Source organism: Streptomyces sp. JNUCC 63, from assembly GCF_054366325.1.
Map to the genome: position 1 here is coordinate 7,009,339 of NZ_CM135963.1, position 16,227 is coordinate 7,025,565.

Sequence of the window (16,227 nt, forward strand, 5' to 3'; positions counted from 1 at the left end):
GTCGGAGGAGACGAGCGTGCTACGCGACGGTCGATGGTTGTGCCTCCTGGATGGGGACGGTGGCCCGGCGCTGGGTCGGGCCACCGACTGTTCAATGGGGCCCTGAGTTGCGGTTTTGTGAGCGTCAGCCGCACTCGGGGCAGTGCCCGACGTGTCGGCTGAGGGCCTTGGCCATCTGCTGCTTGGCCGATAGAGCGCGCTTCGCGCTGGTCTTCGCTGCCGGTCTGCCGGCGTGCCGCTCCGAGTGGGCGCTCAGAAAACCGATCTCCCGCTCGAAATCCCGGCGGATGCGGGCGAAGCGGCGACAGGTCTTCATCGGGCGGTGCTCCTTGTCGTCGTAGTGGTCGCCTCGCTCCGCAGCTGCTGCAGGACGAGGCTCAATCTGTCGTTCCGACCGCCCGTGAGGCCCTCGCGTCGGAGGATTTCCCGCAGCTGAACGCGAGTTATGGCCTCGTTGCCGTCCCGCTCCAGAAGGGCGGGGACGTGGGGAAGGACCTGTCGTACGAGGTTGTCCACGACCGCCTGCTGTTCCTGCGAGGGCCGCTGCGCCTGCTGGCCGTGTGACCTGCTGCCGAGCCTTCCCTTGCCCTTGGACTTCGTTGTCGGCTTCCGCCGGAGGGGGACCTTGTGTCCCCGGTCCCCGGTGGGGTCGGTCCCCGTGTCGGGGGTGGTCGGTCCCCGGTCCCCGGTGGGGTCGGTCCCCGTGTCGGGGGTGGTCGGTCCCCGGTCCCCGGTGGGGTCGGTCCCCGTGTCGGGGGTGGTCGGTCCCCGGTCCCCGGTGGGGTCGGTCCCCGTGTCGGGGGTGGTCGGTCCCCGGTCCCCGGTGGGGTCGGTCCCCGTGTCGGGGGTGGTCGGTCCCCGGTCCCCGGTGGGGTCGGTCCCCGTGTCGGGGGTGGTCGGTCCCCGGTCCCCGGTGGGGTCGGTCCCCGTGTCGGGGGTGGTCGGTCCCCGGTCCCCGGTGGGGTCGGTCCCCGTGTCGGGGGTGGTCGGTCCCCGGTCCCCGGTGGGGTCGGTCCCCGTGTCGGGGGTGGTCGGTCCCCGGTCCCCGGTGGGGTCGGTCCCCGACTCGGCGTCACTCGGTCCCCGGTGCGGTTTAGGGGCCTGAGCAGGCGCTTCGACCGCAGCGAGGTCGGTCCCCACGCGGAAGGCGGGCTCCTGCTTGGACTCCGGCCTGACCGCCTCGGTCCCCGCGTCACGGTCCCCGGTCCCCGCGTCACGGTCCCGGATTCCGGGGACCGGTCCCCTCTCCGCGTACGGTCCCCGGTCCCCGGTGGATTCGGAGGTGGTGCGGGGACCGTCGATGGGGACCGTGGTGCTCCAGGCTGTTGATGCGGGGACCGTGCCAGTCGTCGTGTTGTCGTGGTGCGGGGACCAGGGAGAGGGCAGGGGGACCGTGGCGAGCGCGAGTGCGTGCCGACGGGCGGCGAGCTGGTCGAGCAGCTCGGCGCGCTGGGCAGGGTCCGTTGCGACTGAGGCCCGGCCGATCGCCTTGGACAGCCGTCGCGTGAGTCGCCGGCCGCGCCAGCTCTGCTGCTGCTTGGGGGTGCGTTCGGCGAGGCGGGCGGCGAGCGCGACCGCGCGGGCGGTGGCGCGATCGCGGGTGATCTGCGCGGCGTCGCGGTCCCGTGCGGCGATGCCGAGGCGGGACAGCAGCCGCTCGCGTGTCTCACGCCCGAGGGTGGCGATCAGGCCGTGGGAGGCGGCGCCGGGGGTGCGCAGGCGCAGTTCGATGCCCATGGCGAGGTGCCACAGCATCGCCGCCATGACCGGTCCGACGAAGGCGCGGACGGTGCCGCCGACGGGGCCGCTCTCGGCGTAGGCGGGGATCACCTGCACTCCGGTGATGACCCATACCAGGGTGCCCGGCAGTCCGGGCGCTCCCTGGGTGGCCAGGTTCTGCCGGGCCATCAGTGCGGTGGCGAAGAGGGCGAGTTCGGCGGCGGCGAACATGCCGACGCGTTCGGCGGTGCCGGCCATGTCGAGGTAGTCGGCGGCGAACCGCCAGCTCGTGTCCGCGCTGTAGGCGGTGCAGCCGAGCGCGGCGAGCGCGGCTACTTTGACCGCTGGGTTGCCGAGACGTTTCTGTGGACGGGCGCCCCGGTGCCGGATCGCCCAGGCGGTCAGGGCCAGCGCCAGGGTGGTGACGGGGACGCCGATGGCGAGGAGGAGGGGCAGGTCCGGGACGGCACCGAGGGACAGAACGGTGGGGTGGGTCATGCGGCCTTTCCGTGAGAGGCGTGCGCCGAGGTGGGTTTCGCCGGCTGGCATACCGGCGGCTTCGTGCCGGGTTCGGCGGACGCGGGTCGGCTGGTCGTCGGGGCGGTCTGCGTCCCCTTCTTCTTGTTCTTGCGCCTCGGTACGCCGAGGGTCCGGTCGCGGTCGAAGACCTTGTTGGCGGCCTGCCGCAGCAGGTCACGGGCGTGCTTGTGGCTGATCTGCAGGGCGGCGGCGAGCCGGTCGGGGCGCCAGCCCCGGACGTAGGCGTGGTCGATGACGACCTGGCGCTCGGGCCCGGTCAGGTGCACATCGCGTCCGTTGAAGAAGGCGATCACGCGGCCGTAGTCGAGGCGCTGGGGCAGTCCGTCGTGCCAGGGGCGCCGCTCCGCCTCGGTCAGCCCGCCCCAGATGCCTTCCTTGAGGGCGTTCTCCAGGGCGTAGTTGAGGCAGTCGCGGCGGACCGGGCACAGGCCGCACAGTTCCTTCGCCTCGGCGATGGCCTCGTAGTCCCGGGGCAGCGGGAAGAAGGTGGCGTCGGCGTCCTCGGGGTCCATGCCGTGGCACACGCCGCGGGCGTGCCAACTGGTGTCGCCGATGCCGCGCAGGCCGGTGGCCGGCGCGTCGTGAGTGGTGATGTGGCGCAAGGTGGTCTCCGATGTGCTGCCGCGTCGGCCGGTCGGAGCCGGCGGTGGGCGGACGCGGCGTCGGGTGCCGGCTGCGGCGTGGGGCGGTGCCGCAGCCGGGGCGGGACGGTGGTGTTGCGCGGGTGCACCGGGCGGGGTGCACCACTAGGTGGGCCGGTCAGGCCATCACGGGCTGCTGGGTCTGCTGTGCGGCGAGGTCGATGCGGCAGTGGTGCGGGGTGGCACGTGCGGCGTTGCCGCGTGCGACGCCGTGGGGGTCGATGCGCCGGCGGCGGCAGGGCTCGCCGACCTGGGCCTGGCACCATTCGCAGTGGACCGAGAGCGCGTCGGGCTGGCCCTGGGCGATGGCCGCCTCGCGTGCCGCTCGGGCGGGTCGGTAGGGCGCGAGGGCGGCTCGGGCCTCCGGCGGGATGCAGGAGCCGACTTCCTTCAGCCGCGCCTCCAGCTGCGGGTCGATCCGGCGGCTGGTGATCTGCCGATACTGCGCGGGCTGCGCGCTGCCGGTGGCGACGGCGCGGCGGGTGCCGACCAGCTCGGCGGTCCAGGCCGCCTGGTCGTCGGGGTCGGCGGACGGGGTGGGGTCGGTGTGCCGCTGGAGGCGGTCGCGCCGGTAGCTCTCCCACGGCCGGGCGATGTCCGCGGGCAGGATCTGGTACGGCGAGAGGCGGATGTGCCGGCGGGCGGCGATGCAGGCGTCCCAGCCGTGTGGCGTGGTCATCGGCACGTCGGCGAGCAGCTCGTGCCACTGGGCGAGCTGGTCGCGGGCCTCGCCCTGGTCGGTGCGGATGGTGCGGGGGTCGAGTCGGCCGATGTAGGCCAGCAGGGCGGCGATTTCGCGGCGGTCCACGGCTACTCCGTTCCGGTCAGTTCGTCGAGGGCGGCGGCAAGGGCGGCGGTGTGGGCCTCCGCGCGGGTCATGCCGCCTGCCGGGGTGGGGCCGCTGCCGGGCAGGGCGTAGAGGCTCGGGCGGCCGGGGGCGTGCTCCCGGGCGATCCAGGAGCGCCAGTCGGCGGCCCAGGCGCTCGCCGAGCGGGGCTTCCAGTCGGCCCGGTGGGCACGCCACTTCGCGTCGGCGGCGCGCAGGCCGTCCTCGCCGAGGCGGGCGAGGTGCCCCTGCTGGTGGGCCCAGGCTTGGGTCGCTGGGTCGACCTGCCACTCGCCGGCCGAGGTGAGGGCAGCACCACTCCTGCTGCCTTTACGGTTCACCTTCGGTTCTCTACGGTTCTGGGGGTTGGATTCCGCACCTTGCGGGGTGCGGATTCCGGCACGTCGGGGGGTTGGATTCCGTCGCGAGGGGCCGGATTCCGCACCGGTCGGATTCCGGCGGGAGGGGTCGGATTCCGCGCCCTCCTTGGGCCAGATTCCGTGCCGCCGGAGCCGCTTCTCGTCCAGTTCGGGCACCGGGTCGGACTCGGTTGGCGGCTCGACGTACGCGTCCGGTTCCTCCCGCGTGGCTGCCGCGACCTTGGCCAGCCACGCGGCGGCGCGCGGCAGGCGGTAGACCGTGGCGCGCTGCGGGCCCTGCAGATGGTCCAGCACCTTCAGCTCGCCGCTCTGGGCGAGCGACGTGAGCGCGTCGCGTACCGCGGTCCGGCTCGCGTTCGTGCGCTCGATCAGGCTGGAGAGTGAGGCCCAGGCGGCGCACTGCTCGTCCGGTACGCGGTCGGCGATCGACAGCAGGACCAGGCGTGCGGTCCCGCGGCTGGAGCTGTGTTCCCACACCCATTCGCGGGCCTCGACGCTCATCGGCCGCTCCCGACCGTCGGGTGGAAGTGTCGCGCCGGCCCGGCGGCCGGGCCGTGTTCACGCCGTCGGCGGGTGGAGGCGGGGAAGTGGGCGGCTGCCGCGCAGGCCAGGCCGTTGGGCCTTTTGCGCAGGGCGGAGCGCATGCAAGAATCTCCTTCGGTGTTGCCACGCTGAGACGCCCGGTGGAAGGGATCAGCGTGGTGATGGTGGCGATCTCCGCCCTTGCCGGGGCGGTTAGTGCCGTTGAAGCGTTCGGCGTCCGGGAGTTGCCGCTCTCGGGCGCCGCCGCTGTTTGCGGGCCTACGTGGCCCGGAGTGTGCGCATGCCACTGCTCCTCACGTTCGTCGCGCCGGGCGGTCTGCTCGGGGACGACGAACATACGCACGGCCCTGCGTCAAGATCCAGACTTGGTTCTCAAACTCTGTAGAAGTCGTGGAAGGTGAGGCGCTCGAGCGGGGTGGGCCAAGGAGGGCATGCGGCGACTTTCGGTGTGGGGCGCAGAGACATTTCGCCTCGATGCGCGCAGTGGCTTGAACGGAGGTAAGCTGACAGCCCACCTCGATCGACGTAACGAAACTATCCTCGTTTGACTTATTGATCAAGTGGGTGGAGTGCCGCCGCACACCCCATCGGACCAGGAAGGACATGTTGGATGCCGGTCCGCCGGTTCGACGCCCAGCGCCTGCTACTTGCGCGCAGGGAAGAAAATCTCAAGCAGAGCGCTGTCGCGCAGGCTGTCGGTGTCAGTGCTGCCCGTGTCAGCGCTTGGGAAACGGGGCGGTCCGTGCCTGACCCGGAGAAGCTGCCACGGCTGGCCGGGGCGGTGAAGCGGGACTTGGACGCGTTGTTCCCGCGGGAGGGGCGCCCCGATCTTGCGGATCTGCGAGCCGATGCCGGCTACTCCCAAAGCGCAACCCGAGAGTTGACCAGGACCAGGACGCCGGGGCCGGTGGCTGCCGCGGAGAACGGGCAGCGGCGGTTGGCGAAGGAGTATGAGGAGCTCCTCGCGGGCGCTTATGGGGTGAGCGTGGCGGCGCTGCGGCGGGCACAGGAGCGTTCCTTCGGGCATGACGTGCCCGAGCCGGACGAGTTGGAGCCCGGGGAGGATGTTCCAGGTGGTGGCACGATGTTGCCGGCCACACTCGAAGGAAAGATTGCGTACCTACTGGAGCAGTTGCCCGAGCCGCTTTCGGATGCCGAGGTCGCGGATCGGGGGAACAGCAGTGCCGGGGCGCAGGTCCTGACGGAGGAACTGGTGCGAGGGCTGAGGATGGGCACGGTGGCGAAGGCATCCGATGAGGTCCTCGGCGCACTCGCGGAGGCCCTCGACACCACGCCTCTCTTCTTCAGATCCGGCGATGCCGGCGTTCAGCGGGTCATAGCGGAGACCCTGGTACTTAGGAACCAGGTTGCCGCGATCGCTGCCCGCGGCGGTGCGGAAGAAGGACTGTCGGGAGAGCTGTTGGCGTTCATCAACAAGGAAGTCGCCAAGGCTCGCGCGGAAGCCGTCGCGCACCGCGACCACCCCACCTCCGGATAGACCTGCCGACGCTTCAGCAATCGGTGCCGTGCGGCCGGCCGCCCCTTGGCGGCGTGGCTGGGCCAACTGCTGGTCATAGGCGCACGGGGACGTAAGCGGTCCGGTTCTCGGCGTGTGCGAGGAGCACCTGCTGCCACACCTCGGCCAGGTGCGGCGGGATCAGACCGTCCTCCATGCCGTGGGGTTGGCAGAACCGGTACTCGCTCAACTCGCTCTCCTGCAGTGTGATCGCCGCCTGGTCGTCAGAGGTAAGGATGCCGCCGTCGAAGATATACAGCGCTTGGGCTCCCTTGTCTGCGATCGTGATCCAGGCATGGACCAGCAGGCGGCCGATGGGAGGGGTGATGCCCAGCTCTTCGCGGACCTCGCGGACGGCCGCGTCGTGCGGGGTCTCGCCCTGGTCGATGTCGATGCCTCCACCGGGCAGGTTCCAGTAGTCCTTGTACGTCGGATTGACGATGAGGACCTCGCCGTCGTGGTTGAAGAACACGGCGGCAGCTGATGCGGTCAGAGCGTTCATAGTCATCCTTTTGCGGTGTGGGTTGCGGGGGAGGGAGTCAGGTCCTCCAGGATCGCTACGGTGTGGGGGCTGGCCTTGCGGTACGCGCGGGCGACCCGCAGAAGCCAGGACACCTCCGAGGCGAAGTCGTCACCGACGGTGTGGAAGGCGACCGGTGCTCCGGCAGGGGCGTCTACGGTGGTGAGTGCGGCCTTGAGCCAGTACGCCTCAGCGGCGGCATCAGCATCCTGGCCGGTATGACCCTCGGCGTCGGCGAGCCGGCGGGCGCGCTGGAAGAGATCGGACGGAGCACGGCGGCGCAGCTCGTGGGTGACGTCACGGATCTCGGTGACATAGCGGCCGAGGCGGATCTGCGGAGTGGCGTCGTGGGAGAAGATGTCCCGCATCGCGTTGATGAACGCGGCGGCGCGGTGGCCGCCCAACAGCAAGCTCGGCTGGTGCAGTGCGATGCCGTCGATGGCCAGGACCAAATCACGCCACAGCTGATGCAGGCCGATGATGGCCTTGATGGCGCGAATCCGGGTGGCGAGCGCATGAGCGGCGGGCGTGACGGAACCGAGCAGCCACAGTGCGAACCCTACGTACAGCACGATGTCGGTGACATGCTCCTGGACGGTGCCGGCCACGGCGGTCGCCGGGTGCAAGGTGATCGCTGCGAGGTAGACGGAGCGCAGCACGGCGTAGACGACGAACAGGGCCATGCCCACGGCCATCATCGTCAGCCCGGTCCGCAGGCTCCGGCGTCGGGCGAGGCGCGCGGCGCGACCCCACTGATAGGCGCACACGGCGGCGGCTGCGGCGGTGTAGGTGTTGAACAGACCCAGGTACAGGGCCAGGCCCGGTTCGCCGATGTGTCGGCCCATGAAGTGTGGGCTGTCGGCGCCGGTCTTCGAGCGGTCCAGGACCAGGAAGAACACGGCAGTCAGGCACAGGACGGTCGCCAGCGAGGCGCGGGCAGCAGCGCGGTGCACCACGGAGGTGATCTTGATGTGACGGGCGGTGGCGTCCTCGTCCTGGTAGACGTCGGTGACGTAGGTCAGCAGGACGCAGATCCCGGCGATGGCCAACACGTGCTTGAGCAGGGTAGGCAAGTCGTTGACGCCGAGCGGATCGATCACGGCGCGGCCGGTGTCGGTGCGTAACCACCAAGCGACGGCGAACGCGGCGAAAGCACCCCACAGGGAGCGCTCGCGTCGCCGACCGCGCAACGCTGCGGGCAGACGGACGGCGGCCTGCAGCAGCAGGAGCCCGATGATCAGGGAGACGAACGCATCAGCGATGGACACGGTTCTTCCGGGAAGTGTGGGGGCGGGTGCGGGGGAGGAAGGTCAGGCGGGACAGGTCCTCATCGAGGTGCCGGAGCGTGGCGTCCTCGATGTAGTCGGTGTCGTACGCCTCGTGGTGGAGCAGATCGGCCAGCATCTCGGCGCGTATCTCGGCGTGGGAGTCGTAGCGGTGCCGGGCCATGATCCGGCCTCGCTTGGTGAGGCGCTGCAGGGCGTGGGGCGGAAAGTCCGGCAGGAGCCGGATGAGTTGCTCAAAGCTGGCTTCAGTCGGGTCGTCGCACCACAGGTGGGCGAGCTCGTGGAGGATGATCCTTTGGCGGTGGAAGGCGGTGGTGCCTTCCACATACAGGATCAAGTCGACCGGAACGTCGTCCAGTTGGAGCCACAGACCGCACACGTCAGTGTTCGTCAGCAGGTGGTCGGGGATGGCCGCCAGTTTGATCCGCCGACCGCGCTCGGACTCGATGCCAGCGATTAAACCGTCCAGGGTGAAGGGTTGCGGCACTGGCATCTGAGCCAGCAGCTCCTGGCATTCCCGACGGATCGCACGCCGGTTGACCACCTGGCGGCCCGAACACGTCGACTCCCCGACGAACGGAGTCCTGCCCTGGCCGTCGCGCAGCTTCGACCACATCGCGCGTCACAGTCTCCTTGCCTTATCCCGCTGCCCAACTGCTATGGCGTGGGCCGGTACACCCACGATGACCAGTGCCCCCGTGTCGGTGAGGCTCGGCGTCACGATGTTGACCGTGGTGCCCCGTGAGTCGATCTCCTTGGCCAGCGACTTGCCGAAGCCGCTCGCACCGGCCTTCGAGGCCCCGTAGCTCGCCCGCCTGGCCTCGTCCGTGAGCGCGACTGCGGACGAAATGGGCACGACCCGACCGCGCTTGGCCCACAGCATGCTCTGCATCGCCCGCTTGACCACCCGGAAAGTGCCGGACTGGTTGGCTCCCAAGACCGCCGCCACCAGTGATCAGTACGAAGCGAGACATGACGAACCTTCACGCGAGTCAACTAGCCGAACTCGCCAGCACGGAAATGCGCTGGCGCGGTGATGTCGGTGACCTTAAACGGAAAAGCGGGGGACAGGGGAACACAAAGCCCGTGGTTATCCTGCCGGTGAGAACTGACAGTTCCCATTCTTCCGGCTAAGGATGCTCAATACCCGGAGGTCGCACGCATGTCAGCAACTACCTGGAAAAATGGGGCAGTTGATCCGCGCTGCGGGGGGTCCGGGCGGGGCGCGTGAACCGGGAATGTGACCTGCATCCCACTCTCGGCAGTTATCTGAATGTTATGAAAAGTAGGTGCGGAGGAAATCCCGATCGTCACCTATATTCTGCGGCAAGCCCGCCAACGCTGTAATGCATCAGACATTCCCGGCTTTACGGCTGTGTTCGAGGGCGGGTCCATTTCAGGGATCGCGCAGGAGGAGACGGCGCAGCTGGCCGACGTTAGCCGCCGGAGACACCGGCCTGGGCGAGGTTCTTCCGGGCGTCGTCGACGAGGTCCTGGTCGACGTCTACGGTCCACACGTGGCCGCCGGGGGCCACAAGCTGGCCCAGCAGGCTGCCGTTGTAGCCGGTGGCGGCCTCGGCCTCCAGGACCTTATGGCCGGGCTCGGCGCCCAGCTGCTCCAGCTGGGTGACGATGATCGAGGGCGCGGAGATGCAGGAGATCATCTCGCCCGTCTCGTCGTACTTGGTGGGCACCGCGTCCTCGGCGCACGCGGCCTGAAGGTCGACACCGGGGAGGAACCGGTGGCGCTCGGTTTTCAGTCCTGCCAGCGGTGCGCTCGTGTTTCCTGATCTTGCTTCCGTTTTCCCCGTCTGTGCAGGTCAGAGGCCGAGTGCCGTGCCGGGCCTTGTTGATCGTTCACTGCCTTTCTCCGTCCTTCCGTTCCCAGAGGACCCATCCCGCGGTGCCGGCGGCAGGGGGCCGGGCAGTTCCCGCAGGTCAGCCGAGCGTCGGATGAGGGGGGCGTCGGAGTGCCTTCCCAACGCAAAGAGGCCCTACCCCGCTTGGGGTAGGGCCTCTTGGTCGTCTGCGCGCGCCCTGTCCGGGCCGGTGAGAACAGGCTAGCGGCTCTGACGCGTGATCGCCTGGCAATGCGGGCACACGACCTGGGCGTTGGGACCGTAGCTCGCCGTGAGGCCCTGGCAGCGTGCCCCAGCACTATCGACCGGCCACCCCGCCGTCAACGCGACAACGCCTCACAGTGCCTTCACTCAGAAGCCGTATCTCTATCGATCATGAGGGCGGTTCTGATCGAACACGGTCCTTGGTCGGGTGATCTCGGCCGGGTGGATGCATGAGTACAGGGCCTCTTGGTAGCTCGGGTTTGCGACCACTCGAGTGCCAGGAGGCCCTGTTGTTCCAGTCTTGCGTGACGGTCCCCGTCTCGTCCAACTCCCGCGTGTCGTCGTGCGACTGCCTCGCGCACAGGTTCGGGAACGCGGCCGATCGCCCGGAGAGGGTGCCGGTGTATCCGTCGGACATGACGGACGCGGAGTGGGCAGTGGTGCGGGACGCGATGCCGGTGCCGGCCTGGCTGGAGGGCCGCGGCGGGCAGCCGGAGGGCTACTGCCACCGTGTGATGCTGGATGCGATCTTCTACGTCACCGACAACGGCATCAAGTGGCGCTCTATGCCGGCCGACTTCCCTGCCTGGGACCGGGTGTATGCCTTCTTCCGCAGGTGGCGGGAGCACAGCCTGGTCAAGGAGTTCCACGACCGGCTGCGCGGCCGGGTCCGCGAGGCCGAGGGCCGGGATCAGGAGCCGACCGCGGCGGTCATCGATTCGCAGTCGGTCAAGGGCGCCGCCTCGGTGCCCGCCGCCACGCGCGGCTATGACGGCGGCAAGAAGATCAACGGAAGGCGCCGGCACGTCATTACGGACTGCCTGGGCCTGCTGCTGATGGTGCTGGTGTGTGCCGCCGACGTCACCGACCGCCAGGCCGCCCGCGTCATGCTGCCCCGTCTGCGGGCACGGTTCCACAAGATCACGCTGGTGTGGGCCGACGGCGGCTACACCGGCCGCCTGGTCACCTGGGCGAAGGAGAAACTCCAGCTCACGCTGCAGGTCGTCAAACGCAGCGATGACATGAAGGGGTTCGTGGTACTCCCGAGAAGGTGGGTAGTAGAGCGCACGCTGGGGTGGCTGATGCGCTCGCGCCGCCTGGTGCGGGACTTCGAGACACTGCCCGCCAGCAGCGAGGCGTTCATCTACTTCTCGCAGGCCATGCTCATGAGCCGTCGCCTCGCCCGCACGGCTTCCCGGCGGCGGCAGGAATCGTCACGGTGGGCTGCCGCGGCGTGAACCGTCCGGACGGCGACACGGCCAGCCAGCCCCGTTCGGCCAGGCGCCTCGCCTTGGACCGCACCCCCTCGATCTTCGCCGGCACCAACTCCAGCCCCAGCCCGGACGCGATCTCCTTCGCCGGCATCCCCTCACCGCCCTCCGGACCGGACTCGACCAGCTCCACGATCCGCCGGTAATCCGGCGCGAGCGCCTGAACCGTCATCCCCTCCCCGAAGTGCGGCACGATCGACCCCGCGACCGGGACCCTCACCGCTTTGGCCGCCGGCACCGGCTCCGGCGCCTCCTGCACGGCCGCATCCGCCGCATCACCGGGGGCGGCCAGGGCCTCGGCCAGCTCCACCCGAGCGATCGCCCGGCGTTCCAACACCGCCTCAGCCGCGGCGAGTTCGGACAGAATCCGGTCCGCCTCCGCCTGAAGCTCCTCCACCCGCACCCGGGCAGCGGCCTCCCGCTCCTCCAGCAAACCCATCACCGACGCCACCGGCCACCTCCGCATCGTCGAGGACGAACTGATCGCCCGAACGCTCCCACGATGACGCCGGAACCATGCCTGAACAGCGAAAACTCAGTGACCACATCCGGTAAGACAACGGCTTCTCAGGCCACACATGTCGCGCATGATGTCCCTCAGCAGCAAAACCGCTCAGGGGGGATCATGCACACCCGCACCATCGCCGCGGCCGCCGCGCCCATGCTCACCGCCTGCGAGGGCACTGACACTGCTAGCAGCAAGCCCAGTAGCGTGCAGAGCGCCAACGACCAGCCGCCGGCCGCCGGCAACGCGCCCGCCACGGACGACAAGAAGACGGCCACCCTGCCGGACATGATCGGCAAGGGCCTGCAGTCCGGGCAGGACCAGGCTCAAGCCGCCGGCTTCTACAGCCTGACCTCGCACGACGCCCTCGGGCGCGGCCGCATGCAGGCCTTCGACCACAACTGGAAGGTCTGCTCGCAGACCCCGACGCCCGGCGAACACCCGACCGACACCAAGGTCGACTTCGCCACGGTCAAGCTCGAGGAAGCCTGCCCTGCCACGGACGAAGGCGCCGCGCCACAGACCGTCGGATCGACCATGCCCGACTTCACCAGCAAGTCCGTGAAGGTCGCCCGCCAGGCCCTGGACAGCTCGACGAGCATCACCGTCGCGCCGTGAGCGGTCTGCCGACGGAAAGTGATGACGAGTTGACGACAGAGGTGGTGTCGCTCGAGGAGGCCGTTCGATCGGCCGTCGAGCAGGGACACGAGGAACTGACGCGCCTGGATGACATCACGGACGACCTGGTCGGCGCATTTGCGCAAGGGCAGCGCGTCGCGTCGTCCTCGTCCGGCTTGATCATCCGACTGGATGACTTCACTCGTGGGTTTCCGGGGGAACTGCGACGTCACCTCGATCGTGAGCGCGAGTCGCTCGGGTCGTTCAACATCGCGTTCTTCGGACGCACCGGCGTCGGAAAGAGCACCCTGCTGTCGGCGTTCGGCCAGCTCGACGGGGAGTATGTCTCACCGGGTGTCAGTGATTGGACCACCGAGGTGCGTCCAATCGAGTGGCGGGATTGCCGGCTGTTCGACACACCCGGGATTAACGGCTGGGGACGGACCGAGAGCCGCGAGGATCTCGAGGCCAAGGCCCGCGAGGCCGTCGAGATCGCCGACATCGTGCTTCTGTGCTTCGACAGCCAGTCTCAGCAGGAGATGGAGTTCGAGAAGATCGCGGCCTGGATCCGCGACTACGGAAAGCCGGTGGTGGCTGTCCTCAACGTCCGCAACTCGCGCTGGCGCCACCCCGCGAAAGTTCCTGAGGCTCGCCGCAGGAATCTGTCCGAATCGGTTCGCCAGCACACCGACAACATTCGGACCCAGCTCGTACAGATTGGGTTGCCCAACACGCCGGTCGTCGCGATCCACAGCCGACGGGCCTTGTTCGCGCGTGCCACGCCCCCCTTCCACGGCCCAGCCCCGGAGAACTTCCACCACGAACGGGAGGAGTTCGGGACGGACTACCTCGATCGCTGGTCGAACTTCGGGACGCTAGAACGCCTGATAGCCACCTCAATCGCGGAAGGCGGCGCCGAGCTCCGGTTGACCGCGCTGCGCGAGGACATCCGATCACGGTGCCGCCGAGGGATCGGCGAACTCGAGGACCTGGCGGTCGAGATCCAGCAGGAAGCGGAATCCCTCGAACGCGAGGTCGAGTCACTGTTCGCCGTGTTGGGCTATCCGGAAGACGTCGAACGTGCCGTGTGGCTGCACGATGTCGCTCTCAGCGCGGATCTGCTCCAAGTGTCCGAGCAGGCACGGGGCCGCCCGTACACGTTGCCGGTCAAAGGGGCATTGGACCGCTTCGTCCGGCACCTCGCTGCTTCGCACCTTGCGGGATGCCGCCGACAGGCGAAGGCCAACGCGGATGATCTGATCCGGAGGGCATTCGACGAGCACACAGCGATCGACGAGTCGGAGTTCACGAAGGTTGTTTTCGATCAAGGTGCCATTTCCGCTGCGGCGGAAGCGGTTTGGGCGGATCGCCGGGCGTTCCTGCAGCGTGAGCTTGAAGCCGCGGTGGACCATAAGTCCCTCGACAACGGGGCGGCGATATCGCACGCCGCGATGATCCTCGGCGACGAGGGCGGCGGTGTGAAGGGTGATGTCGCCAGGGGGGCGGGTATCGCGGTCGCCCTTGCGGGACCTGCGCTGGCTCTCTTCTGGAACCCCGCGGGTTGGGTATTGGGCGTGGCTGCCGCGGGCGTCGGGATCGCAGGACAGCTCCAGCAGCATTTCGGCAAGAAGATGAGCCAGCAGGAGTCGGAACGAGCACGAGAAGCGAAGGCCCAGGCAATTGCAGACTGCCATCGCGCTGTGGATCAGACGTTCGTCGATTACGAGGATGCCCTCGTCCGCGAGAGCCGGGAAGCGGCGTGGTCGTTGTTGGCTCCTGCGGTCGGTGATTCGCTCCGCGCTGCGATCGAGCTTCGCATGGCGCGCAGCCGGATCGTGCGGTTGATCGACAGCCTGCAGACCTACGCCGGTTCGATCAAGACCGCACCCGCTGTGACCGACGTCCTGCTGCGGGCGCAGCGTCGGATGGGGGAATCCCCGGCCGAAGTGACCCGGGTCTTGTTGGGCGAGGACTGGCTCGAGTCTGGCGTGGACCACCAGTCGGCGCAGATCGACCATGCCGTCCACGAGGCGTACTCGAGTCGCCGGGAGGAGGACCGCAGCCGGCTGACGCGCGCAATAGCTGCGGCGTGGAGCGCACCGTCGACGGCAAACATCCACTCGTGGCGAGACGACCTCGAGGACGCGGCCCGACGCGACCCGGCACTGTTCGATATCGCACGAACCTTCTGGCGCGTCGCCGGGGCAAGACCAGCTCTTGCCGTTCTCGGTGACTACAACTCGGGAAAGTCGTCGTTGATCCGTCGGATCATGGCGGACAGCGGCCGGCAACCGCACGCAGCGTTCGACATCCGGGCGGTGCCCGCGACCGCAGCCGCGAACCGCTACCAGTTCACCCGGTTCGATCTCGTGGACACACCAGGCTTGCAGAGTGGACACGACGAGCACGACACCGCCGCATTCGAGGCGATCGCCGAGGCTGCTCTCGTGTTCGTCGTCGTCCACATCAATCTGCTGGTCGGCAACACCTCGATACTGGAAGAGCTCTCGCGCGGCTCGGAGATGATTGCCGCAAAAGGCGGGCGGATGGTGTTCCTCGTCAATCGGTGCGACGAACTGGGCGTGGATCCGCTGACTGCACCCGAGGCATTTCTCAACCTGCAGAACCGCAAACGCGAGGAACTGCGTGCAGCCTTCGCCGTTCGTTCCATCGAAGTCGAGATCGACAGGATCCACTGCTTGTCCGGCGATCCGTTCGGCCTGGTGGGAGGCGATGCAACGGCAGAACCCGGTGATTTCGACGAGAATCGGCTGTGGGACGGCGTGACCGCATTGACGGGCGCCATATCAGGTCTCTCCGACGAGCAGCTGTCCGCTGCGGCGTCGTCGGCCGCCTTCGATGCGGCGGTCACCGACCTCAAGCGTCACCAGCACACGCTTCACCAGGTGCAGGTCGACGGCACGAAAGAGCTGTGCCGCTCGGAACCGGTGATCGCTACCCTCCGGGCTGCAGTGAACGACGCCGTGGTCCTCGAAGGTTCGTTGCGAGAGGACGCCCGCCGTATGGTGGACCGCCACTTGGTAGCGGCGAAATCCGCAGTCGCGAAACTCGGTCGGAAGGACGGCCAGAAGCTGGAGAACCTCGTCGACTCCTGGTGGAAGGCTCCGCAGTTCGAAGCTGATCTCGAACGGTACCTTGCCGACGCGGCACGCCAACTGGATGAGTGGTACAGCGACCACATATCAGCAATCGGACGCGAGATGCGCGCTGCCGAGTTCCAGGTGACACCCGAGTTGGCGGCAGAATTCAAGGCTCAGGGAAACGCCTGGTACGAGGATCTGACCGAGGGTGCCGGCAACGTCGCAGGAGCCGCAGCGCCGCTTGCGAAAGCCCTTGGAACTCGGGACGCGGTCTACGCGATCGGCAAGCGGTTTGGCCACAAATTCAAGCCGTGGGGTGCGGTGAAGGGCGGCGCCAAGGTTGCCAAGGTCGGGTTCGTCCTCGGGGTCGTCGCTGCCGCCGTGGATGCCGCAGCGATGGCCAATGACATCCAAAAGGCTGGGAAACACAAGGACCAGCAGGAGTCGGCGTTGCAGGTGATTGACGAAGCGGCTGCGGGGATCGTCGAAAAGATCATGCACGGTGAGCAGGGGGAAGGGCCCGTCGGATACCTCGAACAGCGGACCAAGGAACTCGAAACATTGCTCGACGAGCACCTCGATTTCGAATCGTCGACCAGGGAACGGATGGACTCGGTGAAAGCGCAGACCGAGGTGGTCGGGGCCTTGATCGCGGCTGCGGACGAATTGATCGGCACCCCAGAGAGGAACGAGTAACA

The 16,227-nt window shown here is 68.5% G+C and carries 15 protein-coding genes; 4 read left to right on the forward strand and 11 right to left on the reverse strand.

The window, feature by feature from the left end; genetic code table 11:
* Positions 1-124 precede the first annotated feature (124 nt).
* The 5 genes from ACX25U_RS32370 to ACX25U_RS32390 form a co-directional block, all read right to left on the reverse strand.
* Entirely contained in the window at positions 125-316 is a 192-nt protein-coding gene (locus ACX25U_RS32370; protein ID WP_454385287.1) for a hypothetical protein, read from the reverse strand.
* Positions 313-2,217, reverse strand: a complete 1,905-nt coding sequence (locus tag ACX25U_RS32375; RefSeq protein WP_454385289.1) for a hypothetical protein — start codon at positions 2,215-2,217, stop codon at positions 313-315. The genes ACX25U_RS32370 and ACX25U_RS32375 overlap by 4 nt, the downstream gene beginning before the upstream one ends.
* Positions 2,214-2,861 carry a WhiB family transcriptional regulator gene (locus ACX25U_RS32380; protein ID WP_454385291.1) on the reverse strand — a complete coding sequence of 216 codons (648 nt, stop codon included), beginning with the start codon at positions 2,859-2,861 and terminating at the stop codon, positions 2,214-2,216. The genes ACX25U_RS32375 and ACX25U_RS32380 overlap by 4 nt, the downstream gene beginning before the upstream one ends.
* Before the next feature lie 157 nt (positions 2,862-3,018).
* On the reverse strand, positions 3,019-3,708 hold the full coding sequence (locus ACX25U_RS32385; RefSeq protein WP_454385293.1) for a zinc finger domain-containing protein: 690 nt from the start codon (positions 3,706-3,708) through the stop codon (positions 3,019-3,021).
* Between the two features lie 2 nt (positions 3,709-3,710).
* Positions 3,711-4,607: a helix-turn-helix domain-containing protein gene (locus ACX25U_RS32390; protein ID WP_454385295.1), complete on the reverse strand. Its 897-nt coding sequence runs from the start codon at positions 4,605-4,607 to the stop codon at positions 3,711-3,713.
* A 652-nt stretch (positions 4,608-5,259) separates the two neighbouring features.
* Between ACX25U_RS32390 and ACX25U_RS32395 the strand changes: the two genes are divergently transcribed.
* Positions 5,260-6,147 carry a helix-turn-helix transcriptional regulator gene (locus ACX25U_RS32395; protein ID WP_454385297.1) on the forward strand — a complete coding sequence of 296 codons (888 nt, stop codon included), beginning with the start codon at positions 5,260-5,262 and terminating at the stop codon, positions 6,145-6,147.
* 73 nt (positions 6,148-6,220) lie between these two features.
* Here the strand turns inward: ACX25U_RS32395 and ACX25U_RS32400 are convergent, their stop codons facing one another.
* From ACX25U_RS32400 to ACX25U_RS32420, 5 genes are all read right to left on the reverse strand, one after another.
* Positions 6,221-6,667 carry an NUDIX domain-containing protein gene (locus tag ACX25U_RS32400; protein ID WP_073947177.1) on the reverse strand — a complete coding sequence of 149 codons (447 nt, stop codon included), beginning with the start codon at positions 6,665-6,667 and terminating at the stop codon, positions 6,221-6,223.
* A gap of 2 nt (positions 6,668-6,669) precedes the next feature.
* On the reverse strand, positions 6,670-7,953 hold the full coding sequence (locus tag ACX25U_RS32405) for an MAB_1171c family putative transporter (RefSeq protein ID WP_454385299.1): 1,284 nt from the start codon (positions 7,951-7,953) through the stop codon (positions 6,670-6,672).
* Positions 7,940-8,587 (reverse strand): hypothetical protein, encoded by a 648-nt coding sequence (locus ACX25U_RS32410; RefSeq protein WP_458633786.1) that lies wholly within the window; start codon positions 8,585-8,587, stop codon positions 7,940-7,942. Before ACX25U_RS32410 ends, ACX25U_RS32405 begins: the two co-directional genes overlap by 14 nt.
* A 6-nt stretch (positions 8,588-8,593) precedes the next feature.
* Positions 8,594-8,920 carry an SDR family NAD(P)-dependent oxidoreductase gene (locus ACX25U_RS32415; RefSeq protein WP_454385303.1) on the reverse strand — a complete coding sequence of 109 codons (327 nt, stop codon included), beginning with the start codon at positions 8,918-8,920 and terminating at the stop codon, positions 8,594-8,596.
* A gap of 487 nt (positions 8,921-9,407) precedes the next feature.
* Positions 9,408-9,740, reverse strand: a complete 333-nt coding sequence (locus ACX25U_RS32420; RefSeq protein WP_454394612.1) for a hypothetical protein — start codon at positions 9,738-9,740, stop codon at positions 9,408-9,410.
* A gap of 710 nt (positions 9,741-10,450) precedes the next feature.
* Between ACX25U_RS32420 and ACX25U_RS32425 the strand changes: the two genes are divergently transcribed.
* Positions 10,451-11,272 (forward strand): IS5 family transposase, encoded by an 822-nt coding sequence (locus tag ACX25U_RS32425; RefSeq protein ID WP_454385305.1) that lies wholly within the window; start codon positions 10,451-10,453, stop codon positions 11,270-11,272.
* On the opposite strand, the gene ACX25U_RS32430 is transcribed toward ACX25U_RS32425, so the two are convergent.
* Positions 11,199-11,756, reverse strand: coding sequence for a hypothetical protein (locus tag ACX25U_RS32430; protein WP_454385307.1), 558 nt, complete (start codon positions 11,754-11,756; stop codon positions 11,199-11,201). The genes ACX25U_RS32425 and ACX25U_RS32430 overlap by 74 nt on opposite strands.
* 174 nt (positions 11,757-11,930) lie before the next feature.
* On the opposite strand from ACX25U_RS32430, the gene ACX25U_RS32435 reads away from it, so the two are divergent.
* Positions 11,931-12,428, forward strand: coding sequence for a hypothetical protein (locus ACX25U_RS32435; protein WP_454385309.1), 498 nt, complete (start codon positions 11,931-11,933; stop codon positions 12,426-12,428).
* Entirely contained in the window at positions 12,425-16,225 is a 3,801-nt protein-coding gene (locus ACX25U_RS32440) for a GTPase (protein ID WP_454385311.1), read from the forward strand. Before ACX25U_RS32435 ends, ACX25U_RS32440 begins: the two co-directional genes overlap by 4 nt.
* Positions 16,226-16,227 lie beyond the last annotated feature (2 nt).

What these genes read in the sequence shown, in the direction of transcription:
- ACX25U_RS32370 (WP_454385287.1), bottom strand. Translation starts at nt 316, where the DNA reads ATGAAGACCTGTCGCCGCTTCGCCCGCATCCGCCGGGATTTCGAGCGG.
- ACX25U_RS32375 (WP_454385289.1), bottom strand. Translation starts at nt 2,217, where the DNA reads ATGACCCACCCCACCGTTCTGTCCCTCGGTGCCGTCCCGGACCTGCCC.
- ACX25U_RS32390 (WP_454385295.1), bottom strand. Translation starts at nt 4,607, where the DNA reads ATGAGCGTCGAGGCCCGCGAATGGGTGTGGGAACACAGCTCCAGCCGC.
- ACX25U_RS32395 (WP_454385297.1), top strand. Translation starts at nt 5,260, where the DNA reads ATGCCGGTCCGCCGGTTCGACGCCCAGCGCCTGCTACTTGCGCGCAGG.
- ACX25U_RS32400 (WP_073947177.1), bottom strand. Translation starts at nt 6,667, where the DNA reads ATGAACGCTCTGACCGCATCAGCTGCCGCCGTGTTCTTCAACCACGAC.
- ACX25U_RS32410 (WP_458633786.1), bottom strand. Translation starts at nt 8,587, where the DNA reads ATGTGGTCGAAGCTGCGCGACGGCCAGGGCAGGACTCCGTTCGTCGGG.
- ACX25U_RS32425 (WP_454385305.1), top strand. Translation starts at nt 10,451, where the DNA reads ATGACGGACGCGGAGTGGGCAGTGGTGCGGGACGCGATGCCGGTGCCG.
- ACX25U_RS32435 (WP_454385309.1), top strand. Translation starts at nt 11,931, where the DNA reads ATGCACACCCGCACCATCGCCGCGGCCGCCGCGCCCATGCTCACCGCC.